Source organism: Quadrisphaera sp. DSM 44207, assembly GCF_900101335.1.
In the GTDB taxonomy this organism is placed as follows: domain Bacteria; phylum Actinomycetota; class Actinomycetes; order Actinomycetales; family Quadrisphaeraceae; genus DSM-44207.
This window is the reverse complement of the sequence record NZ_FNKA01000002.1, coordinates 888,495-907,739: the sequence shown is the minus strand read 5'-3', so window position 1 is coordinate 907,739 and position 19,245 is coordinate 888,495. Positions and strand designations below refer to the sequence as shown.

Genomic DNA, 19,245 nt, shown 5'->3' with positions numbered 1-19,245 from the left:
CGCGACCGACACAGCGAGGACGCTACGTCACGCGGTGCCGGGGCACGCCGCCCGCGAGCCGCAGCGCGCCCGCGGGCCGCCCCCGGCGGCGCCCGCGGCAGCGCGTGCGGCCACGCAGCGTGACGACGCCGCGCGGCGCCGCGCGGGGCCCTCCCTCCACCCCCACCCCGCTGACCTGCGGCGACGCGTGCGCCGCGGCGCGCCGAGCGCCGACGATCATTGACGGTGGGGGGTTGTGGAGTAATGTGGAGACATGCGGAGCGCGGGAGGTGCTTCCGTCGCGGCGCAGGAGGTGGCGGCCGGTGTTCCTCGGCACCCACACCCCGCGCCTCGACGACAAGGGGCGCCTCATCCTCCCGGCGCGCTTCCGCGAGCAGCTGGCCGACGGCCTGGTGCTCACCCGGGGGCAGGACAGGTGCCTGTACGTGTTCCCGGTGGCGGAGTTCGAACGGATGCACGAGCAGCTGAGGCAGGCCCCGGTGACGAGCAAGCAGGCGCGGGACTACCTGCGGGTGCTGCTGTCCGGGGCCTCCGACGAGGTGCCGGACCGGCAGGGGCGCATCACGGTGCCCCCGGCGCTGCGCTCCTACGCCGGGCTGACGCGCGACTGCGCCGTCATCGGGGCCGGGCCGCGCGTCGAGATCTGGGACGAGCGGGCGTGGAACGCGTACCTGGCCGAGCAGGAGGGCGCGTTCGCCAGCACAGCGGAGGAGGTCGTGCCCGGCCTGTTCTGACCCCCTGACCACGGCCGCCTCAGCAGCGCCCGGCCAGCACGTCCGGCCAGGCCTCCAGCCGCTCCCGCGTCCTGACGCACCTTCCCCGGTGTCAGGCCGCAGCCCGCCCGGGCCGGTGGAGCGGATGGGGACCTGGCCGGACGGGCGTCCGGCGGCGCAGCCCCAGCGGCAGCAGCACCAGCACCGCAGGACCACGCGCCGCCGTCCTCCCGGCGCCGGAGCAGGAGGGAGACCGACGTGACGGGTCCCGTCCGCCACGTGCCCGTCCTGCTCGACCGGTGCGTGGAGCTGCTCGCCCCCGCCCTGCAGCGCCCCGGCTCCGTCGTCGTCGACGCCACCCTCGGCCTCGGGGGCCACAGCGAGGCGCTGCTGCGCCGCTGCCCCGCCGCGCGCCTGGTCGGCGTCGACCGCGACCCGCAGGCCCTGGCCAGCGCCTCCGAGCGCCTCGCCGAGCACGCCGACCGCACGACCCTCGTGCGCGCCGTCTACGACCAGCTGCCCGACGTCCTCGCCGACCTCGGCTTGGACGCCGTGCAGGGCGTGCTCATGGACCTCGGGGTCTCCTCCCTGCAGCTCGACGAGGTCGAGCGCGGCTTCGCCTACGCGCACGACGCGCGCCTGGACATGCGGATGGACCCCACCGGCGGGAGCACCGCCGCCGACGTCCTCAACACCTACCCGGCCCCCGAGCTGGCGCGCGTGCTGCGCGCCTACGGGGAGGAGCGGTTCGCGCGCCGCATCGCCGACGCCGTCGTGCGCGAGCGGGAGCGGCAGCCCTTCGAGCGCAGCGCCCGGCTGGTCGAGCTCGTGCGCGCCGCCGTGCCGGCCGCGACCCGGCGCACCGGGGGCAACCCCGCCAAGCGCACCTTCCAGGCGCTGCGCATCGAGGTCAACCGCGAGCTGGACGCGCTGCGCGCCGCGCTGCCGGCCGCCGTGGGGGCCCTGGCCGTCGGCGGCCGCATCGTCGTCCTCGCCTACCACTCCCTGGAGGACCGCATGGTCAAGCAGGTGCTGGCCGCGGGAGCCGCGAGCACCGCGCCTCCCGGGCTGCCGGTGGAGCTGCCCGAGCACGCGCCGCAGCTGCGGCTGCTCACGCGCGGCGCGGAGCAGGCGCCGGCCGAGGAGGTGGCCGCCAACCCCCGCGCCGCCTCCGTGCGCCTGCGCGCCGCGGAGCGGGTGCGCCCGCCGGCGAGGGCGGCGGCGTGAGCACCTCCGCCGTCCGCGCCCCGGCCCGGCGCGGGACGACGGCGCGCACCCGGGTCCGCCCGCGGCTGCGGCTGCTGGCGCCGCCGCCGTCGGCGCCCTCCCGCCTGCCCGTCGTGCTGGCCTGCGCCGCGGTGATGCTCACGACGCTGCTGACGGTGCTGCTGCTGCACATCCAGCTCTCGCACGGCAGCTACGCCGCCCACGACCTCGTCGCCCAGCACACCGCGCTCGCCGAGCAGGAGCAGGCGCTGCGCGAGGAGCTGGACGCCGTCTCCGCGCCCGGCGCCCTCGCCGAGCGCGCCGGGGACCTCGGCATGGTGCCGTCGTCCGAGCCCGGCTTCGTGCGCCTGGCCGACGGCACCGCCTCCGGCGACCCCAGCCCCGCCCCCGCGCCCGCGGGCCCGTCTCCGGCGCCTCCCGCCGACGGCGCGGGCGCACCCGCCCAGGACGGCGCACCGGCGGACGTCGACGCGCCGGCGGACGTCGACGCGCCCGCCGACGGGCCCGCCGACGCGCCCGCCGACGGGTCCGCGGAGGACGCCGCGGCCCGCTGAGCGCCCCCCGCCCGACCCCACCAGACCCCCCCGCCCGACCCGACGCACCAGGTGGAGGCCCCGTGCCGCAGGCACCGTCCGCACCGCCCCGGCAGGTCCGCACCCCCGCGCGCCCGGCCGGCGCGTCGCGCCAGCGCCCCGCCGCACCCGGCACCACACCGGGCCCGACACCACGCACGGCACCGCGGACGCCGCGCCCCGCGGGACCGCGCGCCGGGCGGATCGAGGGCCGCACCGCCGTGCTGCTGGCGGTGGTGCTCGCCGTCACGCTCGTCTTCACCACCCGCCTGCTGCAGCTGCAGGCCGTCGACGCCCACTCGCTGGCCAGCGCCGCGCTGGGCAACCGGCTCGTGGAGGTCACCACCCCCGCCGTGCGCGGCACGATCACCGACGCCGAGGGCGCCGTCCTCGCCGAGACCGTCGAGCGCCGCGACATCACCGCCGACCCCAAGCTGTTCGTGCCCGACGGCACCCGCACGCCCCTGACCCCGCAGCAGGCCGCCGAGCAGGTCGCGCCGCTGGTCGGGCTGCCGGTCGAGGAGGTGGCGGCGACCCTCACCTACGACGGCCGGAGCCGCTTCGCCTACGTCGCCCAGGGCGTGACGCCGCAGGTGTGGCGCTCGGTGCAGGCCCTGGACATCCCCGGCCTCTACAGCGAGAGGACGGGGCTGCGCACCTACCCGGCCGGGGACGTCGCCGGCAACCTCGTCGGCTTCGTCAGCGGCGACGGCCGCGCGCTCGCCGGCCTGGAGATGGCCCAGGACGACCTGCTCACCGGGACCGACGGGGTCGAGACCTACGAGCGCGGCCACGACGGCCAGCGCATCCCCATGGGCGAGGAGACCGGCACCGCGCCGGTGGACGGCACCGACGTCCGCCTCACCGTCGACCGCGACCTGCAGTGGTACGCCCAGCAGGCGATCGCGGCGAAGGTCGCGGAGACGGGCGCGCAGTGGGGCACGGTCGTCGCGATGAGCCCGCAGGGGGAGGTCCTCGCGCTGGCGGAGGCGCCCAGCCTCGACCCCAACGACCCCGGCGCCTCCGACCCGGAGGACCGCGGCAACCGCGCGCTGCAGGACGTCGTCGAGCCCGGGTCGACCGCCAAGGTGATCACCGCGGCGGCGGCGATCGAGGAGGGCCTCGTCGCGCCGGACACGCGCATGGTGGTCCCATACCGCTACACCACCCCCAACGGGCAGACCTTCCGCGACTCCCACCCGCACGAGGACGAGGAGCGCACGTTCGCGGGCGTGCTCGCGTCGTCGTCCAACACCGGCACGGTGATGGTCGGGGAGCGGCTGACCCCGCAGCAGCGCTACGACTACCTGCGCCGCTTCGGCATGGGCGAGCGCCACCTGGGGATGCCGGGGGAGACCGCGGGCATCCTCACCCCGCCGAGCGAGTGGGACGGCCGCCAGCAGTACACGGTCCTCTTCGGGCAGGGGTACGGCGTGAACGTGCTGCAGGCCGCGCAGGTGTACGCCACGCTCGCCAACGGCGGCGTGCGGATGCCGACCCGCGTGGTCGCCGGCACCACCGCACCGGACGGCACCTACGCGCCCGCCGACCCGGGCGAGGGCACGCGCGTGGTCAGCGAGGAGACCGCGCGCTCGGTCGTGAGCATGCTCGAGGGCGTCGTCAGCGCCGAGGGCACGGGGGCGAGCGCCGCGGTGCCCGGCTTCCGCGTCGCCGGCAAGACGGGCACCGCCCAGGCGGCGGGCGAGGGCGGGTACGCCGGCAACGGCTACACCTCCTCCTTCATCGGCGTGGCCCCGGCCGAGGACCCGCAGGTCGTCGTGGCCGTCACGCTGCAGCGCCCGCAGACCGACTACTACGGCGGCACCGTGGCGGCGCCCGTGTTCTCCGACGTGATGGCGTACGCGCTGGCCCAGCGCGGCGTGGAGCCCAGCAGCACCGAGCCCGACCTGGTGCCCCTGACGTACCCGTGACGGTGACGGCGACGGTGACGGCACCGGTGACCGGGACGGTGACCGGGACGGTGACCGGGAGCGCGACCCGCCCATGACGGCACGCGAGCCCCGTGCGCCCAGGTAGCCTCCGGCACGTGCCGAGCCCAGGGGACCTCGCCGAGGGCGCGCCGAGGCCGCAGGGCGTCCCCGGCCGCACGCTGGCCGACCTCGCGGCGCTGTTGGGCGTCGAGCCGGTCGCGCCCGGCGTCGTCGTCACCGGCGCCACCCTGGACTCGCGCGCCGTGCGCCCGGGCGACCTGTACGCCGCCCTGCCCGGCGCGCACGCCCACGGCGCCGACTTCGCGGCGCAGGCCGCCGCCGGGGGCGCCGTCGCCGCGCTGACCGACCCCGCGGGCGCCGCCCGGGCGGGCGCGGCGGGGCTGCCGGCGCTCGTCGTCCCCGACCCGCGCGCGGTGCTCGGGCGCCTGAGCGCCCGCGTGTACGGCGACCCGGCCGCGCACCTGCTCCTGCTCGGCGTGACGGGCACGAACGGCAAGACCACCACCGCCCACCTGCTCGAGGCGGCGCTGGCCGGCGCCGGGTGGCGCACGGGCCTGGTCGGCACCGTCGGCACCCGCGTCGCCGGCCGCTCCCTGCCGAGCGCGCGCACCACCCCCGAGGCGCCGGAGCTGCACGCCCTGCTGGCCCTCATGCGCGAGCGGGGCGTGCGCGCGTGCGCGATGGAGGTCTCCAGCCACGCCGTCGTCCAGCACCGCGTCGACGGGCTCGTGCTCGACGTCGCCGCCTTCACCAACCTCTCCCAGGACCACCTGGACTTCCACGGGACCATGGACCGCTACTTCGCCGCCAAGGCCGAGCTCTTCACCCCCGACCGCGCCCGCCGGGGGGTCGTCGTCGTCGACGACGCCTGGGGCGCGCGCCTCGCCGAGCGGGCCCGCGCCACCGGCCTGCCGGTCACGACCGTCGCCACGTCCGCCGCGGCCCCCGCGGGCGCCGACTGGCGCGTGCTGCCCGGCTCCGTGCGCCCGCGCCCGGACGCGCAGCCCGGCTCGGCCTTCGCGCTCACCGGCCCGGACGGCGAGGTCGCCGGGCTGACCAGCCCCCTGCCGGGCACCTTCAACGTCGCGAACACGGCGCTCGCCCACGCGGTGCTGCGCGCCGCCGGCGTGGGCGCGCGCGAAGCGGCCGCCGGCCTGGCCGCCGCCGGCGGGGTGCCCGGGCGCATGGAGGTCGTGCCGGGCCCGGGCGGCGGCCCGCGCGGGGTCGTCGACTACGCGCACACCCCGGACGCCGTGGCCGCGGCCCTGGCGGCGCTGCGCCCGAGCACCGCCGGCCCGCTTGTGGTGGTGCTCGGCGCCGGCGGGGACCGCGACCGGGGCAAGCGGGCGGGCATGGGCGCGGCCGCCGCGCGCGGCGCCGACGTCGTGGTGGTCACCGACGACAACCCCCGCTCCGAGGACCCGGCGCTCGTGCGCGCCGCCGTCCTCGCCGGCGCCCGCGAGCACGCCGGCCCCGGCACGGCCGTCCTGGAGGTCCCCGACCGCGCCCGAGCCGTCGAGGCCGCCGTGCGCGCCGCGGTCGAGCGCCGCGGCCCGGGCGGGCCGGGGACCGTGCTCGTCGCCGGCAAGGGCCACGAGCAGGGCCAGGAGGTCGCCGGGCGGGTGCTGCCCTTCGACGACCGCGAGGTGCTGCGCGCGGCCCTGGCCGCCGCGGGCGCCGCGCCCGCCGGCGCCCGGGCCGGGCGGGGGGCGCGCCCGTGATCCCGATCGCCCTGGGCGACGTGGCCGCCGCCACCGGCGGCCGGCTCGCCGGCGGCGCGGACGCCGAGGCGCTCGTGACCTCCGTCGTTCCCGACTCCCGGGCCGCGGCGCCGCAGGCCCTGTTCGTCGCCGTGCCCGGTGAGCACGTCGACGGCCACGACTACGCGCTGCCGGCGATCGGCGCCGGCGCGGTCGCCGTGCTCGCCGAGCGCGAGGTCGGCGTGCCCGCCGTCGTCGTGCCCGGCGCCGTCCGCGACGCCCTCGCGGCGCTGGCGCGCGAGGTGCTCGCGCGCCGCCGCGCCCTCGCCGCGAGCACCGCCGGCCCCTTCGACGTCGTCGCGGTCACCGGCAGCTCGGGCAAGACGAGCACCAAGGACCTCCTGGCGGCCGTCCTCGGCACCGCCGGGCCCACCGTCGCGCCGCCGGGGTCGTTCAACAACGAGCTGGGGGTGCCGCTGACCGCGCTGACCGTCGCGGAGGACACCCGCTTCCTCGTCGTGGAGATGGGCGCGCGCGGCGTCGGGCACATCGCCGCGCTGTGCGCGACCACGGCGCCGCGCGTGGGCGCCGTGCTCAACGTCGGCAGCGCCCACCTCGGGGAGTTCGGCGGCGTGGAGGCGATCGCCCGCGCCAAGGGCGAGCTCGTCGAGGCCCTGCCCGCGGCCGCCGACGGCGGGGTCGCCGTCCTCAACGCCGACGACGCGCGCGTGGCGGCGATGGCGCAGCGCACCCGCGCCGCGGTGCTGCGCTTCGGCGCGGGCGGGCAGGGCGACGTGCGCGCGCAGGACGTGCGCCTGGACGCCCTCGGGCGCGCCTCCTTCACCCTGCTCGCCCCCGACGGGAGCGCGCCGGTCGCGCTGCGCCTGCACGGGGAGCACCACGTCGCCAACGCCCTCGCCGCCGCGGCGGTCGCGCACGCGGTCGGCCTGCCCGTCGCGCAGGTCGCGCAGGCGCTGGGCGCCGCGGGCGCCGCCAGCCGCCACCGCATGGAGGTCACCGAGCGCCCGGACGGCGTCACGGTCGTCAACGACGCCTACAACGCCAACCCGGAGTCGGTGCGCGCCGCGCTGCGCGCGCTCGTCGCCATGGGCGGGCGCGGGCGCACCTGGGCGGTGCTCGGGGAGATGCTGGAGCTGGGGGACGCCGCCACGGCCGAGCACGACGCGGTCGGCCGCCTCGCCGTCCGGCTCGACGTCTCGCGCCTGGTCGCCGTCGGCGCCGGCGCGCGCGCGGTCTACACCGGCGCGCTGCTGGAGGGCTCCTTCGGGGACGAGGCCGCGTGGGTGCCCGACGCCGACGCCGCGGAGGCGCTGCTCGCGGCGGAGCTGCGGCCCGGGGACGTCGTGCTCGTGAAGTCCTCCCACGGCGCCGGACTGCGCCACCTCGGCGACCGGCTCGCCGCCGCGGGGGCGAGCGCATGAGGGCGATCCTCGTCGCGGGAGGGGTCGCGCTCGTCATCTCGCTGTTCGGGACGCCGCTGTACATCCGCTTCCTCGTCCGGCGCGGCTACGGCCAGTTCGTGCGCGACGACGGCCCGACCACCCACCACACCAAGCGCGGCACCCCCACCATGGGCGGCGCGGTGATCATCGCGGCGACCGTGCTCGGGTACGCCCTCGCGCACCTGACGACGTGGAACGGCCCGACCGTCTCGGGCCTGCTCGTGCTCGGGCTCATGGTCGGCCTGGGGTTCGTGGGCTTCCTCGACGACTTCATCAAGATCTCCAAGCAGCGCAGCCTGGGCCTGCGCTCGCTGCCGAAGCTGATCGGGCAGACCCTCGTCGCGCTCGTCTTCGCGGGACTGGCGCTGCAGTTCCCCGACGGCGGCAGCCGCACCCCGGCGTCCACGCACGTGTCCTTCACGCGCGACACCGCCGTGGACTTCGCGCTGGCGGGCACGACGGTCGGCGTGGTGCTGTTCGTGCTGTGGGCGCTGCTGATGATCGCGGCCACGAGCAACGGGGTGAACCTCACCGACGGCCTCGACGGGCTGGCCAGCGGCGCCACCGCGTTCGTCGCCGGCGCGTACGTGCTGATCGGCATCTGGCAGTCCAACCAGAGCTGCGGCATCACCTCGATCGGACCGCAGTGCTACCAGACCCGCGACCCGCGCGACCTCGCCGTCGTGGCCGCCGCCCTGCTCGGCGCCTGCGTGGGCTTCCTGTGGTGGAACGCCTCCCCGGCCAAGATCTTCATGGGGGACACCGGCTCCCTCGCCCTCGGCGGCGCGCTGGCCGGCCTGGCGATCACCAGCCGCACCGAGCTGCTGCTCGTCGTCCTCGGCGGGCTGTTCGTCCTCATCACCCTGTCGGTGGTCATCCAGGTGGGGTCGTTCAAGCTGACGGGGAGGCGGGTCTTCCGCATGGCGCCGCTGCAGCACCACTTCGAGCTGCTGGGGTGGGCCGAGGTGACCATCGTGACCCGGTTCTGGATCATCGCCAGCCTGTTCGTCGCCGTCGGCCTCGGGCTGTTCTACGCGGAGTGGGTGGTCGGGCAGTGAGCGGCGACGTGGGCGAGGGACCGGGCGGGGGACCGGGCGAGGAGCCGGGGGAGCGCTGGGAGGGGCGGCGCGTGGTCGTCACCGGCCTCGGGGTCTCCGGGACGGCGGCGGCCGTCGCGCTGGCCGAGCGCGGCGCGCGCGTGGTCGCCGTCGAGGCGCGCGACGGCGAGGCCGAGCGCGACCGCGCGGGGCTGCTGGAGGTCCTCGGCGGGCGCGCCCTGCTCGGTGCCGGCGCCGCCGCCGCGCTGCCCGCCGTGGACGGCGAGGCGCCCGAGCTCGTGGTGACCTCGCCCGGCTGGCGCCCGGACGCGCCCGCGCTCGTGCAGGCGCAGGCCGCCGGCGTGCCGGTGTGGGGCGAGGTGGAGCTGGCCTGGCGGCTGCGCGGGCCGGGCGCGGCGCCGTGGCTGACCGTCACGGGCACCAACGGCAAGACCACGACCGTGCGGATGCTCGCGGCGATCCTGGCCGCGGCGGGCCTGCGCACCACCGCCGCCGGCAACATCGGCACCCCGCTCGTGGAGGCCGTGCTCGACCCGCGCGGGCACGACGTCCTGGCCGTGGAGCTGTCGAGCTTCCAGCTGCACTGGACCCGCACGGTCTCCCCGCGCGCCAGCGCGTGCCTCAACGTCGCGCCCGACCACCTGGACTGGCACGGGTCGCTGCAGGCGTACGCGGCCGACAAGGGCCGCGTCTACGAGCGCACCGAGGTCGCGTGCGTCTACAGCGCGGAGGACCCGCTGACCGAGCGGCTCGTGCGCGAGGCCGACGTCGTCGAGGGCTGCCGCGCGGTCGGCACGACCCTGGGGGTCCCGGACGTCTCGATGCTCGGCGTCGTCGACGAGGTCTTGTGCGACCGCGCGTTCGTGCAGGAGCGGCGCACCAGCGCGGCGGAGCTGGCGACCCTGGAGGACCTGCGCGAGGCCGCCGGCGGCGTGCTCGCCCCGCACACCGTCCACGACGCCCTGAGCGCCGCGGCGCTGGCGCGCGCGCACGGCGTGCCGCCCGTCGCCGTGCGCGACGGCCTGCGCGCCACCGGCCCGGGCGAGCACCGCATCGCCGTGGTCGCCCGGGCCGGCGGCGTGACCTGGGTGGACGACTCCAAGGCGACGAACCCGCACGCGGCGGCGGCGTCGCTGGCCGGCGCGGAGCGGGCGGTGTGGGTCGCCGGCGGGCTCGCCAAGGGCGCCGCCTACGACGACCTGGTGGCCCGGCACGCGCAGCGCCTGCGCGCCGTCGTGCTCATCGGCGCCGACCGCGCCCCGCTGCGCGAGGCCCTGGCCCGCCGCGCGCCGGGGGTGCCCGTGGTCGAGGTCGCCGTCGAGGGCGGCGCCGAGGGCCGCGCCGGGAGCGGTGCGGCCGTGATGGCCGAGGCGGTGCGGGCCGCCGCGGCGGCGGCCCGGCCCGGCGACACCGTGCTCCTGGCGCCCGCGAGCGCCTCGATGGACCAGTTCGCGTCCTACGCCGAGCGCGGGGACGCCTTCGCGGCGGCCGTGCGCGCCCACCTGGGCGGCGCGCGGGACGGAGGTGCGTGAGATGGCCCTGACCCGTCCTCCCGGGCCGCGCGCGGCGTCGGGCGCGGCGCCGGGCGCGGCGCCGTCATCCCGGCCCGCGGCCGGCGCCCGCCCCGCGGCGGCCCGGCCCGCCGGCGCGCCCGCGGGCGAGCGGGGCCGGCGCCTGCGCGCGGCCGCCGACGCCCTGCTCGGTGGCCCGCTGCCCGGCCGCCTCGCCCGCTGGGACACCCCGACCACCACGTACACCGTGCTGCAGGGCGCCGTCCTGCTGCTCGTGGGCGTCGGCCTGGTGATGGTGCTGTCGAGCTCGAGCGTGGAGTCCCTCGCCGACAGCGGCAGCTCCTACGCCGTGGGCGCCGGGCAGGCGGTCTTCGCCGCCGTCGGCCTGGTGGCGATGGCGGTGGCCGCGCGCGTGCCCGTCGGCGTGTGGCGCCGCGCGGCCCCGGCGGCCGTGGTCGCCGCCGTGGCGCTGCAGGCCCTGGTCTTCGTGCCCGGCATCGGCTACGGCGTCTACGGCAACCGCAACTGGATCCTCGTCGGCGGGTTCAGCGCCCAGCCGTCCGAGGTCGGCAAGGTTGCGCTCGTGCTGTGGTGCGCGGCGGTGCTCGCGCGCAAGCGGCGCTCGCTGCACCGCCTCGCGCAGTGGGCCGTGCCCGTGGGCCTCGGGGCGGGACCGGTGATCGGGCTGGTCCTGCTCGGGCGCGACCTCGGCACCGTGCTCGTGCTGCTCGTCCTCGTCGCCGGGGCCGTGTTCGTCGCCGGCGTGCCGCTGCGCTTCTTCCTGCTCGCCGTGCCCGTCGGCGCGGCGGCCGTGGCCGCCTTCGTGCTGACGAGCAGCAACCGCATGGGCCGCGTGGCGGAGTTCCTCTCGGAGGGCACCGACGCCCAGGGCCTGGGCTACCAGACCCAGCACGGGCTGTGGGCGCTGGCCTCCGGCGGCTGGACCGGCCTCGGCCTCGGCGGCAGCCGGCAGAAGTGGAACTGGCTGCCCGAGGCCCACAACGACTTCATCTTCGCGATCATCGGCGAGGAGCTGGGCCTGCTCGGCGCCGTCGCCGTCCTGGCCCTGTTCGTGGTGCTGGCGTGGTCGTGCGCCCGCGTGGTGCGGCGCAGCGAGGACCCGTTCGTGCAGGTCCTCGTCGGCGCGGTCGTCGCGTGGGTGATCGGCCAGATGGCGATCAACGTGGCCGTCGTCCTCGGTCTGCTGCCCGTCATCGGGGTGCCCCTGCCGCTGATCTCCGCGGGCGGCTCCGCGCTGGTGTGCACGCTGTTCGCGCTCGGGATCGTGCAGGCGTGCGCCCGCAGCCTGCCCGGCGCCCGGGCCGGGCTGCGCCGCCGGCGGCGGCTGCTGCGCCGCTCCGTGCGCGGCGCGGTGGGGCGCTCGGTGCAGCGCTCCCTGGCCGTGGTGCCCCTGCCGCGGAGCGCCCGGTGAGCGCGGCCGCGGGCGGCGGCGCTACCGGCGGCGCGGGCGGCGCGGACGGCGCGGGCGGGCGGCGCCCGCTGTCCGTGCTGCTGGCGGGCGGCGGCACCGCCGGGCACGTCTCCCCGCTGCTCGCCCTCGCCGACGCCCTGTGCCGGCGCGACGAGCGCACCGCCGTGCTCGCGCTCGGCACCGCCGAGGGCCTGGAGTCGCGCCTGGTGCCCGCGCGCGGGCACCGGCTCGCGCTGGTGCCGCGCGCGCCCCTGCCGCGGCGGCCCTCCGGTGACGTGCTGCGCCTGCCGGGGCGGCTGCGCTCGGCCGTGCGCGCCGCCGAGGAGGCCCTGGACGCCGTCGGCCCGGACGGCGCGGACGTCGTCGTCGGCTTCGGCGGGTACGTGGCGACGCCGGCGTACCTGGCGGCGCGCCGGCGCGGGGTGCCCGTCGTCGTCCACGAGCAGAACGCCCGCCCGGGGCTGGCCAACCGCCTCGGCGCGCGGCTGACCCGGCACGTGGCCGTCACCTTCGACGGCACGCCGCTGCCGGGCGCGGTGACCACCGGCATGCCGCTGCGCCCGGAGGTCGCGCACCTGGACCGCGCCGCCCTGCGCGAGGAGGCGCGCACCCGCTTCGGACTGGATCAGCAGGCGCCCGTGCTGCTCGTCACGGGCGGCTCGCTGGGAGCCCAGCGGCTGAACACCGCGGTGTCCGCGGCGGCGGCGGACCTGGTGGCCGCCGGCGTGCAGGTGCTGCACCTGACCGGTGCCGGCAAGGCCGTCGCGCCCGCCGGGCTGCCGCCGGAGGGCGCGGGCCGCGCCGTCTACCGGGGCCTGGAGTTCACCGACCGGATGGACCTCGCCTACGCCGCGGCCGACCTCGCGCTGTGCCGGTCGGGCGCGGGCACGGTGTGCGAGCTGACGGCCGTGGGCCTGCCCGCGGTCTACGTGCCGCTGCCCATCGGCAACGGCGAGCAGCGCCTGAACGCCCTGCCGGTCGTCGCCGCCGGCGGCGGCCTCGTCGTCGAGGACGCCGCCCTGACCGCCACCTGGGTCGGCGGGCCGCTGCTCGACCTCGCGCTCGACCCCGGCCGCCTGGCGGCCATGGCGGCGGCCTCGGCGGCGGCGGGGGTGCGGGACGGCGACGAGCGGCTCGCGGACCTCGTCGAGCGCGCCGCGCAGGAGCGGGGCGCGCAGGAGCGGGGCGCGCAGGAGCGGGGCGCGCGGTGAGCCCCCGCTTCGACCTCGACGCGCCCGTGCCGCCCGCCGAGGAGCTGGGGGCCGTGCACTTCGTCGGCGTCGGCGGGGTCGGCATGTCCGGCGTCGCGCGCGTGATGCTGGCGCGGGGGCTGCGGGTGTCGGGCAGCGACGCCAAGGACGTGCCCGTGCTCGCGGCGCTGCGGGCCCTGGGCGGGCGGGTCGCGGTCGGCTTCGACCCGGCGCGCCTCGACGGCGTGAGCACCGTGGTCGCGGGCTCGGCGATCCGGGAGTCCAACCCCGAGCTGGCCGCGGCCCGCGAGCGCGGCCTGCGGGTGCTGCACCGCTCCCAGGCGCTGCAGGCGGTCATGCACGGGCGCCGGGTGGTGGCCGTGGCCGGCACGAACGGCAAGACCACCACCACGTCGATGCTCACGGTGGTCCTCCAGCACGCCGGGGCCGACCCCTCCTTCGCCGTCGGCGGCGAGCTCGTCGGGGCGGGCACCAACGCCCACGAGGGCACCGGCGACGTGTTCGTGGCCGAGGCCGACGAGAGCGACTCCTCCTTCCTCGTCTACTCCCCGCACGTGGCGGTGGTGACCAACGTGCAGCCGGACCACCTGGACCACTACGGCACCGTCGACGCCCTCGAGGCCGCCTTCGCCGCCTTCGTCGACCGCGTCGTGCCGGGCGGGGTCCTCGTCGCCTGCGCCGACGACCGCGGCTCGGCCGCCCTGGCCGCCCGGGCGCGGGCGCGGGGGGCGCGCGCGGTCACCGTCGGCTCCTCCCTGGACGCCGACGTGCGCCTGGGCGGCGTGCGCTCCGAGGGCGCGCGCACCTCCTTCGACCTCACCGACCTCACCGACCGCACCGACCCCACCGACCGCGCGGGCGGGACGGGCGCGAGCGGCGCCGCGCCCGTGCGGGTGCGGCTGCGGGTGCCCGGGTGGCACAACGTCCTCGACGCCGCCGCGGCCTACGCCGCGGCGACGACCCTCGGGGTCGCTCCCGCCCTGGCGGTCGAGGGGCTCGAGGCGTTCACGGGCACGCGCCGCCGCTTCGAGGCCCGCGGCGAGGCGGGCGGGGTGCGCGTCTACGACGACTACGCGCACAACCCGGCCAAGGTGGCGGCCGCCGTCGGCACCGCGCGCGAGGTCGCCGGCGCCGGGCGGCTGCTCGTCGTCTTCCAGCCGCACCTGTACAGCCGCACGCTGGACTTCGCGGAGGACTTCGCCCGGGCGCTGTCGGTCGCCGACGAGGTCTTCGTCATGGACGTCTACGCCGCCCGCGAGGACCCGGTGCCCGGGGTGACGGGCGCGCTGGTCGCCGACCGCGTGGACCTGCCCCCGGAGCGGGTGCGCTACGTGGAGTCCTGGTCGGCCGTCGCGCCCGCCGTGGCCGCCGCCGCGCGGCCGGGGGACCTCGTGCTCACCGTGGGCGCGGGCGACGTGACGATGGTCGCGGGGGAGGTCCTCAGCCTCCTGGCCGAGCAGCACCCCGTGGCCGGCTCGGGAGTCCCCCGGTGACGCGCCGCCCCGCCGCGCCCGTGCCGCGCCGCGCGCCCGCCGACCCGCGCGCCCGCGAGCGGGCCGCCGCCGCGCGACCCGCCTCCGAGCGCCCGGCGCCCGAGCGCCCGGCGCCCGAGCGCCCCGCTCCCGAGCGCCCCGCCCCCGAGCCGCCTCCTCCGCGGGAGCCGCTGCCGCCCGCGCCCGAGCCGCGCGCCGCCGGGCCGCGCGCCGTCCGGCGCCGCCGCCGGCGTCCCGGCACCCGCTCCGTCGTGGCGGTGCTGTCGGTGCTGGCGCTGGTCGGCGCGCTGGTCTGGGTCCTGCTCGGGACGCCCGTGACGGCGCTGCGCGAGGTCGTCGTCACGGGCACCGCGCGCACGGACCCGGCGGCCGTCGAGGCCGCCGCGCAGAGCCAGCTGGGGCGCCCGCTGCTGCGCGTGGACGAGGACGCCGTGCGCGCGGGCACCGCCGACCTGCCGTTCGTCGCGGACCTGCAGGTGCACCGGCGCTGGCTGCACGGCGTCGAGCTGGTCGTCACCGAGCGGGTGGCGGTCGCCGCGGTGCAGGCCGACGGGGGCTACGACGTCCTCGACGCCGCCGGGGACGTCATCACCACCGGCCCGGGCCTGCTCGAGGACGTGCCCCTCGTCGACGTCGACGTCGCCGCCGCGGGCACCGGAGCGCTGCGCGCCGCCGGGGAGGTCGCGCGCGGCCTGCCCGGCGAGCTGCGCGCGGAGGTGGCGCGGGTCAGCGCCTCCAGCGCGGACGACGTGCGCCTCGACCTGCGCGACGGCGCGACCGTGCGCTGGGGGAGCGCGGAGGCCCCGGAGCTGAAGGCGGACGTCCTGCTGGTGCTGCGCGAGCGGAGGGCCCAGGCCTACGACGTCAGCGCGCCCGCGGCGCCCGCGACGTCCGGGGAGGCGCCGCAGCCCTCCAGTGACGCTCCGTGACGAACAGGCGCGCAGCAGGCGCCGGGCGACGTCGTCCACCGGCGCCCGCGCGCCCCCGCCGCAGCAGGTCACGGCCTGCCTGGCGCATCCCGGACGGGTCGGGGCGTGGTGAGTTGTGGTGAGACCCTCCGCGCGCCTAGCGTGGTCGGGAGCACAGCAGGTGACATAACTATCACCCTCAACCTGAGGGTGAGACTCAGGCGGAGGCGCGCTGCGTCCGCGCCACCAGACCGGGGTCCCGCCGAGACCGGGACCCGACGAGCAGCGAGAGCGGGAGACCGGTGACAGCACCGCAGAACTACCTGGCGGTCATCAAGGTGGTCGGCGTCGGCGGTGGTGGCGTCAACGCCGTCAACCGGATGATCGAGGTCGGCCTGAAGGGCGTCGAGTTCATCGCCGTGAACACCGACGCCCAGGCGCTGCTCATGAGCGACGCGGACGTCAAGCTCGACGTCGGCCGGGAGCTGACCCGCGGTCTCGGCGCCGGTGCCGACCCGGAGGTGGGGCGCAAGGCCGCCGAGGACCACGCCGAGGAGATCGAGGAGGTCCTGCGCGGGGCGGACATGGTCTTCGTCACCGCCGGCGAGGGCGGCGGCACCGGCACGGGCGGGGCGCCGGTCGTCGCGCGCATCGCGCGCGGCCTGGGCGCCCTGACGATCGGCGTGGTCACCCGCCCGTTCACCTTCGAGGGGCGCCGGCGCGCCACCAGCGCCGAGTCGGGCATCTCCGAGCTGCGCGACCAGGTGGACACCCTCATCGTCATCCCCAACGACCGCCTGCTCTCGATCAGCGACCGCAACGTCAGCGTCCTGGACGCGTTCAAGTCCGCCGACCAGGTGCTGCTCTCCGGCGTCCAGGGCATCACCGACCTGATCACCACGCCGGGCCTGATCAACCTCGACTTCGCCGACGTGAAGTCCGTGATGAGCAACGCCGGCAGCGCCCTGATGGGCATCGGCTCCGCGCGCGGGGAGGACCGCTCGGTGCAGGCCGCGGAGCTGGCGATCTCCTCGCCGCTGCTGGAGGCCAGCATCGACGGCGCCCACGGGGTGCTGCTGTCGATCCAGGGCGGGTCCGACCTCGGCCTGTTCGAGATCAACGAGGCCGCGCGGATGGTGCAGGAGGCCGCGCACCCCGAGGCGAACATCATCTTCGGCGCCGTCATCGACGACGCCCTGGGCGACGAGGTGCGGGTCACCGTGATCGCCGCCGGCTTCGACGGCGGCTCTCCCCAGGCCCGTCGCGACGAGCGGCGCGCCGCGGGCCCGGCGCCGACGCCCGTGGAGCTGCCCGCCTCCCCGCCGCCGGTCGCCGCCCGCCCGGCGAGCCAGGCGCAGCCGGTCGGGGCGGCCGGCGGCGCCCGCGAGCGCGGCGGCTACGAGTACGGGCAGTACGCGGCGCCCGAGCGCGTCGACTGGCGCACCGCGGGCGCCGAGCCCGTGCCGTCCGCCCTCGACGACGGCGCCCCGAGCCCCTCGCCCGCCCCCGGCTACCTGCCGGGCCAGTACCCCTCGGAGGTGCAGCTGCCTGCCGAGCGCGAGCCGGTGCGCACCCGCTACGGGCGCGCCGTGGACGGGGACGACCTGGACGTCCCCGACTTCCTCAAGTAGCCCGCGGCGAGTGGTCCTCACCACCCGGCGTCAGCTGGACGGCGCCTGCGGGCGCGCCCTGGTGGCGCTGACCGGGCGCTGGGGCGGCGCCAGCAGCGGGGGCCGGCTGAACCTCGGCGACCACGTCGGGGACGACCCGGCCGCCGTCGCCGCCAACCGGGCGCGCGTGGCCGCAGCGCTCGACCTGCCCGCCTCCCGCGTGCTGTACGCGCGGCAGGTGCACGGAGCCGCGGTGGCCGTCGCCGACGGCCCGTGGCCGGGGCCGCCGCCGGAGGCCGACGCCGTCGTGACCGACCGGCCGGGCCTCGCCCTCGGCGTGCTCGTCGCCGACTGCGTGCCCGTGCTGCTGGCCGACGCGGACGCCGGCGTGGTCGGCGTCGCCCACGCCGGCCGGCGCGGCATGGACGCCGGGGTGGTCGCCGCGGCGGTGCGGGCCGTGCGCGACCTCGGCGGCCGCGCCCCGCGCGCCCTGCTCGGGCCGTCGATCTGCGCCCGCTGCTACGGCGTGCCCGCGCAGCTGCGCGACGAGGTGGCCGCGCGCTCCCCGGTGGCGGCCTCGGTGACCTGGCGCGGCGAGCCCTCCCTCGACGTCGCGGCCGGGGTCCTGGCGCAGCTGGCCGCGCTCGGGGTGCCCGCCGAGCAGCTGCCCGGGTGCACGGCCGAGAGCCCCGACCTCTCCTCGGCGCGCCGGGACGGTGCGGGCGCGGCCCGCACCGCCGGGCTGGTGCGCTGGGAGCCGCGCGCGTGAGCGAGCGGCGCGCCGAGCTGGCCGCCGGCCTGGGCGCCGTCCGCGAGCGCCTGGCGGCCGCCGCGACCGCCGCCGGCCGCGACCCGCGGCGGGTGGTCCTCGTCGTCGTCACGAAGACCTTCCCCGCCTCGGACGTGCGCCTGCTCGCCGGGCTCGGGGTCGCGGACGCGGGGGAGAGCCGCGAGCCGGAGGCGTCCGCCAAGGCCGCCGCGTGCGCGGACCTGCCCCTGCGCTGGCACCAGGTGGGCCGGGTGCAGACGAACAAGGCGGCCGCCGTCGCCGCGTGGGCCGACGTCGTGCACTCGGTCGACCGCTCCCGGCTGGCCGGCGCCCTCTCGCGCGCGGCCGCGCGGACCGGGCGCGAGCTCGGCTGCTTCGTGCAGGTCAGCCTGGACGGCGACCCGGCCCGCGGCGGCGTCGCGGCGCAGGACCTGCCCGCCCTGGTCGACGAGGTCGCCGCCGCGCCGGGGCTGCGCCTGGAGGGCCTCATGGCGGTCGCGCCGACAGGGGAGGACCCGGCGCGCGCCTTCGAGCGGCTGGCCCGCCTGGGCGAGCGCGTGCGCGCGGACCACCCCGGCGCGGGGGGGCTGAGCGCGGGCATGAGCGAGGACCTGGAGGCCGCGGTGGCGGTCGGCGCGACACACGTCAGGGTCGGGCGCGCCGTCCTGGGCAGCCGCCCGGCCGTGCAGTAGCGTTGGGGCTACGGATGCTGGTGTGATTGGTGTGACATCCGACGGGCACGGAGGAGCGAACATGGCTGGGGCGCTGCGCAAGACGATGGTGTACCTGGGGCTGGCCGAGGACGACCCTCGCTACCAGGAGCTGCACGACGTCCCGGACGGGGAGTGGGTCGAGGTGGACGAGCAGGTCGAGGTCGTCGAGCAGCGCCACGCCGAGGTCACCCCGATCACCCGCGACCGGCCGGTGGCGCGCCTGGTCAGCGGCCCGGCCACGACGGACCTGCGGCGGATCACCACGATCCACCCCCGCACGTACAACGAGGCCAAGAGCATCGGCGAGAGCTTCCGCGGCGGCGTGCCCGTGATCATGAACCTGACCGACATGTCGGACGCCGACGCCAAGCGCCTCGTCGACTTCTCCGCCGGCCTGGTCTTCGGCCTGCACGGGTCCATCGAGCGCGTGACGAACAAGGTCTTCCTGCTCTCCCCGGCCCACGTGGAGGTCACCGGCGAGGCGCCGGTCGCCTCCGCGACGCTGTTCAACCAGTCCTGACCTCCCCGCTCCCGCGCCGCCGCCCCCGCGGTCCCGGTCCCCACCCGGGCGCGGGGGCTGGGAGGATCGCCCCGTGAGCGCCGTCCTCTCCCTGCTGTACTTCGTCGTCCTGGCCTTCTTCGTCCTGCTGATCGGCCGCCTGGTGCTGGAGTGGGTGCAGGTCTTCGCCCGCGACTGGCGCCCGCGCGGCGTGGCGCTCGTGATCGCGGAGGTCGTCTACACCGTCACCGACCCGCCGCTGAGGGCGCTGCGCCGGGTGATCCGGCCGATCCGCATCGGCAGCGTCCAGCTCGACCTCGCCTTCCTCGTCCTCGCCCTGGGCTGCTCCCTCCTCATGAGCGTGCTGGGCAGCGCGGCCCGGAGCGCGGCCGCCTGAGCGCCCGCCCGGGCGCC

17 protein-coding genes are annotated in these 19,245 nt (G+C 78.3%); all 17 read left to right on the top strand.

Annotated elements, in window-relative coordinates:
- Positions 1 to 302 precede the first annotated feature (302 nt).
- Complete coding sequence (gene mraZ / locus BLS82_RS10325) at positions 303 to 734, top strand: division/cell wall cluster transcriptional repressor MraZ (protein ID WP_092864801.1); 432 nt, start codon at positions 303 to 305, stop codon at positions 732 to 734.
- A 237-nt stretch (positions 735 to 971) separates the two neighbouring features.
- On the top strand, positions 972 to 1,940 hold the full coding sequence (rsmH, locus tag BLS82_RS10320; protein ID WP_092864798.1) for a 16S rRNA (cytosine(1402)-N(4))-methyltransferase RsmH: 969 nt from the start codon (positions 972 to 974) through the stop codon (positions 1,938 to 1,940).
- Complete coding sequence (locus tag BLS82_RS10315; RefSeq protein WP_092864795.1) at positions 1,937 to 2,494, top strand: cell division protein FtsL; 558 nt, start codon at positions 1,937 to 1,939, stop codon at positions 2,492 to 2,494. The genes rsmH and BLS82_RS10315 overlap by 4 nt, the downstream gene beginning before the upstream one ends.
- Positions 2,495 to 2,733: 239 nt before the next feature.
- Complete coding sequence (locus BLS82_RS10310; RefSeq protein ID WP_218123781.1) at positions 2,734 to 4,443, top strand: peptidoglycan D,D-transpeptidase FtsI family protein; 1,710 nt, start codon at positions 2,734 to 2,736, stop codon at positions 4,441 to 4,443.
- 116 nt (positions 4,444 to 4,559) lie between these two features.
- The gene (locus BLS82_RS10305; protein ID WP_176819030.1) at positions 4,560 to 6,185 is read left to right on the top strand and encodes a UDP-N-acetylmuramoyl-L-alanyl-D-glutamate--2,6-diaminopimelate ligase; all 1,626 of its coding nucleotides are present in this window, start codon (positions 4,560 to 4,562) and stop codon (positions 6,183 to 6,185) included.
- Positions 6,182 to 7,606, top strand: a complete 1,425-nt coding sequence (gene murF, locus BLS82_RS10300; protein ID WP_092864789.1) for a UDP-N-acetylmuramoyl-tripeptide--D-alanyl-D-alanine ligase — start codon at positions 6,182 to 6,184, stop codon at positions 7,604 to 7,606. The genes BLS82_RS10305 and murF overlap by 4 nt, the downstream gene beginning before the upstream one ends.
- Positions 7,603 to 8,685, top strand: a complete 1,083-nt coding sequence (mraY, locus tag BLS82_RS10295) for a phospho-N-acetylmuramoyl-pentapeptide-transferase (protein WP_092864786.1) — start codon at positions 7,603 to 7,605, stop codon at positions 8,683 to 8,685. Before murF ends, mraY begins: the two co-directional genes overlap by 4 nt.
- A gap of 8 nt (positions 8,686 to 8,693) precedes the next feature.
- Positions 8,694 to 10,217, top strand: coding sequence for a UDP-N-acetylmuramoyl-L-alanine--D-glutamate ligase (gene murD, locus BLS82_RS10290; RefSeq protein ID WP_255378263.1), 1,524 nt, complete (start codon positions 8,694 to 8,696; stop codon positions 10,215 to 10,217).
- Position 10,218: 1 nt separating this feature from the next.
- The gene (gene ftsW, locus BLS82_RS10285) at positions 10,219 to 11,628 is read left to right on the top strand and encodes a putative lipid II flippase FtsW (RefSeq protein WP_092864780.1); all 1,410 of its coding nucleotides are present in this window, start codon (positions 10,219 to 10,221) and stop codon (positions 11,626 to 11,628) included.
- A gap of 68 nt (positions 11,629 to 11,696) precedes the next feature.
- Positions 11,697 to 12,839, top strand: coding sequence for an undecaprenyldiphospho-muramoylpentapeptide beta-N-acetylglucosaminyltransferase (gene murG, locus BLS82_RS10280; protein ID WP_092865337.1), 1,143 nt, complete (start codon positions 11,697 to 11,699; stop codon positions 12,837 to 12,839).
- Complete coding sequence (murC, locus tag BLS82_RS10275) at positions 12,836 to 14,332, top strand: UDP-N-acetylmuramate--L-alanine ligase (RefSeq protein WP_092864777.1); 1,497 nt, start codon at positions 12,836 to 12,838, stop codon at positions 14,330 to 14,332. Before murG ends, murC begins: the two co-directional genes overlap by 4 nt.
- The gene (locus tag BLS82_RS10270) at positions 14,329 to 15,261 is read left to right on the top strand and encodes a cell division protein FtsQ/DivIB (RefSeq protein WP_092864774.1); all 933 of its coding nucleotides are present in this window, start codon (positions 14,329 to 14,331) and stop codon (positions 15,259 to 15,261) included. The genes murC and BLS82_RS10270 overlap by 4 nt, the downstream gene beginning before the upstream one ends.
- A gap of 281 nt (positions 15,262 to 15,542) precedes the next feature.
- Entirely contained in the window at positions 15,543 to 16,871 is a 1,329-nt protein-coding gene (ftsZ, locus tag BLS82_RS10265) for a cell division protein FtsZ (protein WP_092864771.1), read from the top strand.
- A 10-nt stretch (positions 16,872 to 16,881) separates the two neighbouring features.
- On the top strand, positions 16,882 to 17,619 hold the full coding sequence (locus BLS82_RS10260) for a purine nucleoside phosphorylase YfiH/LACC1 family protein (protein ID WP_218123780.1): 738 nt from the start codon (positions 16,882 to 16,884) through the stop codon (positions 17,617 to 17,619).
- Positions 17,616 to 18,311 carry a YggS family pyridoxal phosphate-dependent enzyme gene (locus BLS82_RS10255; protein ID WP_092864768.1) on the top strand — a complete coding sequence of 232 codons (696 nt, stop codon included), beginning with the start codon at positions 17,616 to 17,618 and terminating at the stop codon, positions 18,309 to 18,311. Before BLS82_RS10260 ends, BLS82_RS10255 begins: the two co-directional genes overlap by 4 nt.
- A 61-nt stretch (positions 18,312 to 18,372) precedes the next feature.
- The gene (locus tag BLS82_RS16790) at positions 18,373 to 18,852 is read left to right on the top strand and encodes a cell division protein SepF (RefSeq protein WP_092864765.1); all 480 of its coding nucleotides are present in this window, start codon (positions 18,373 to 18,375) and stop codon (positions 18,850 to 18,852) included.
- Between the two features lie 73 nt (positions 18,853 to 18,925).
- On the top strand, positions 18,926 to 19,228 hold the full coding sequence (locus tag BLS82_RS10245; RefSeq protein ID WP_092864762.1) for a YggT family protein: 303 nt from the start codon (positions 18,926 to 18,928) through the stop codon (positions 19,226 to 19,228).
- The last annotated feature ends 17 nt before the right edge of the window (positions 19,229 to 19,245 follow it).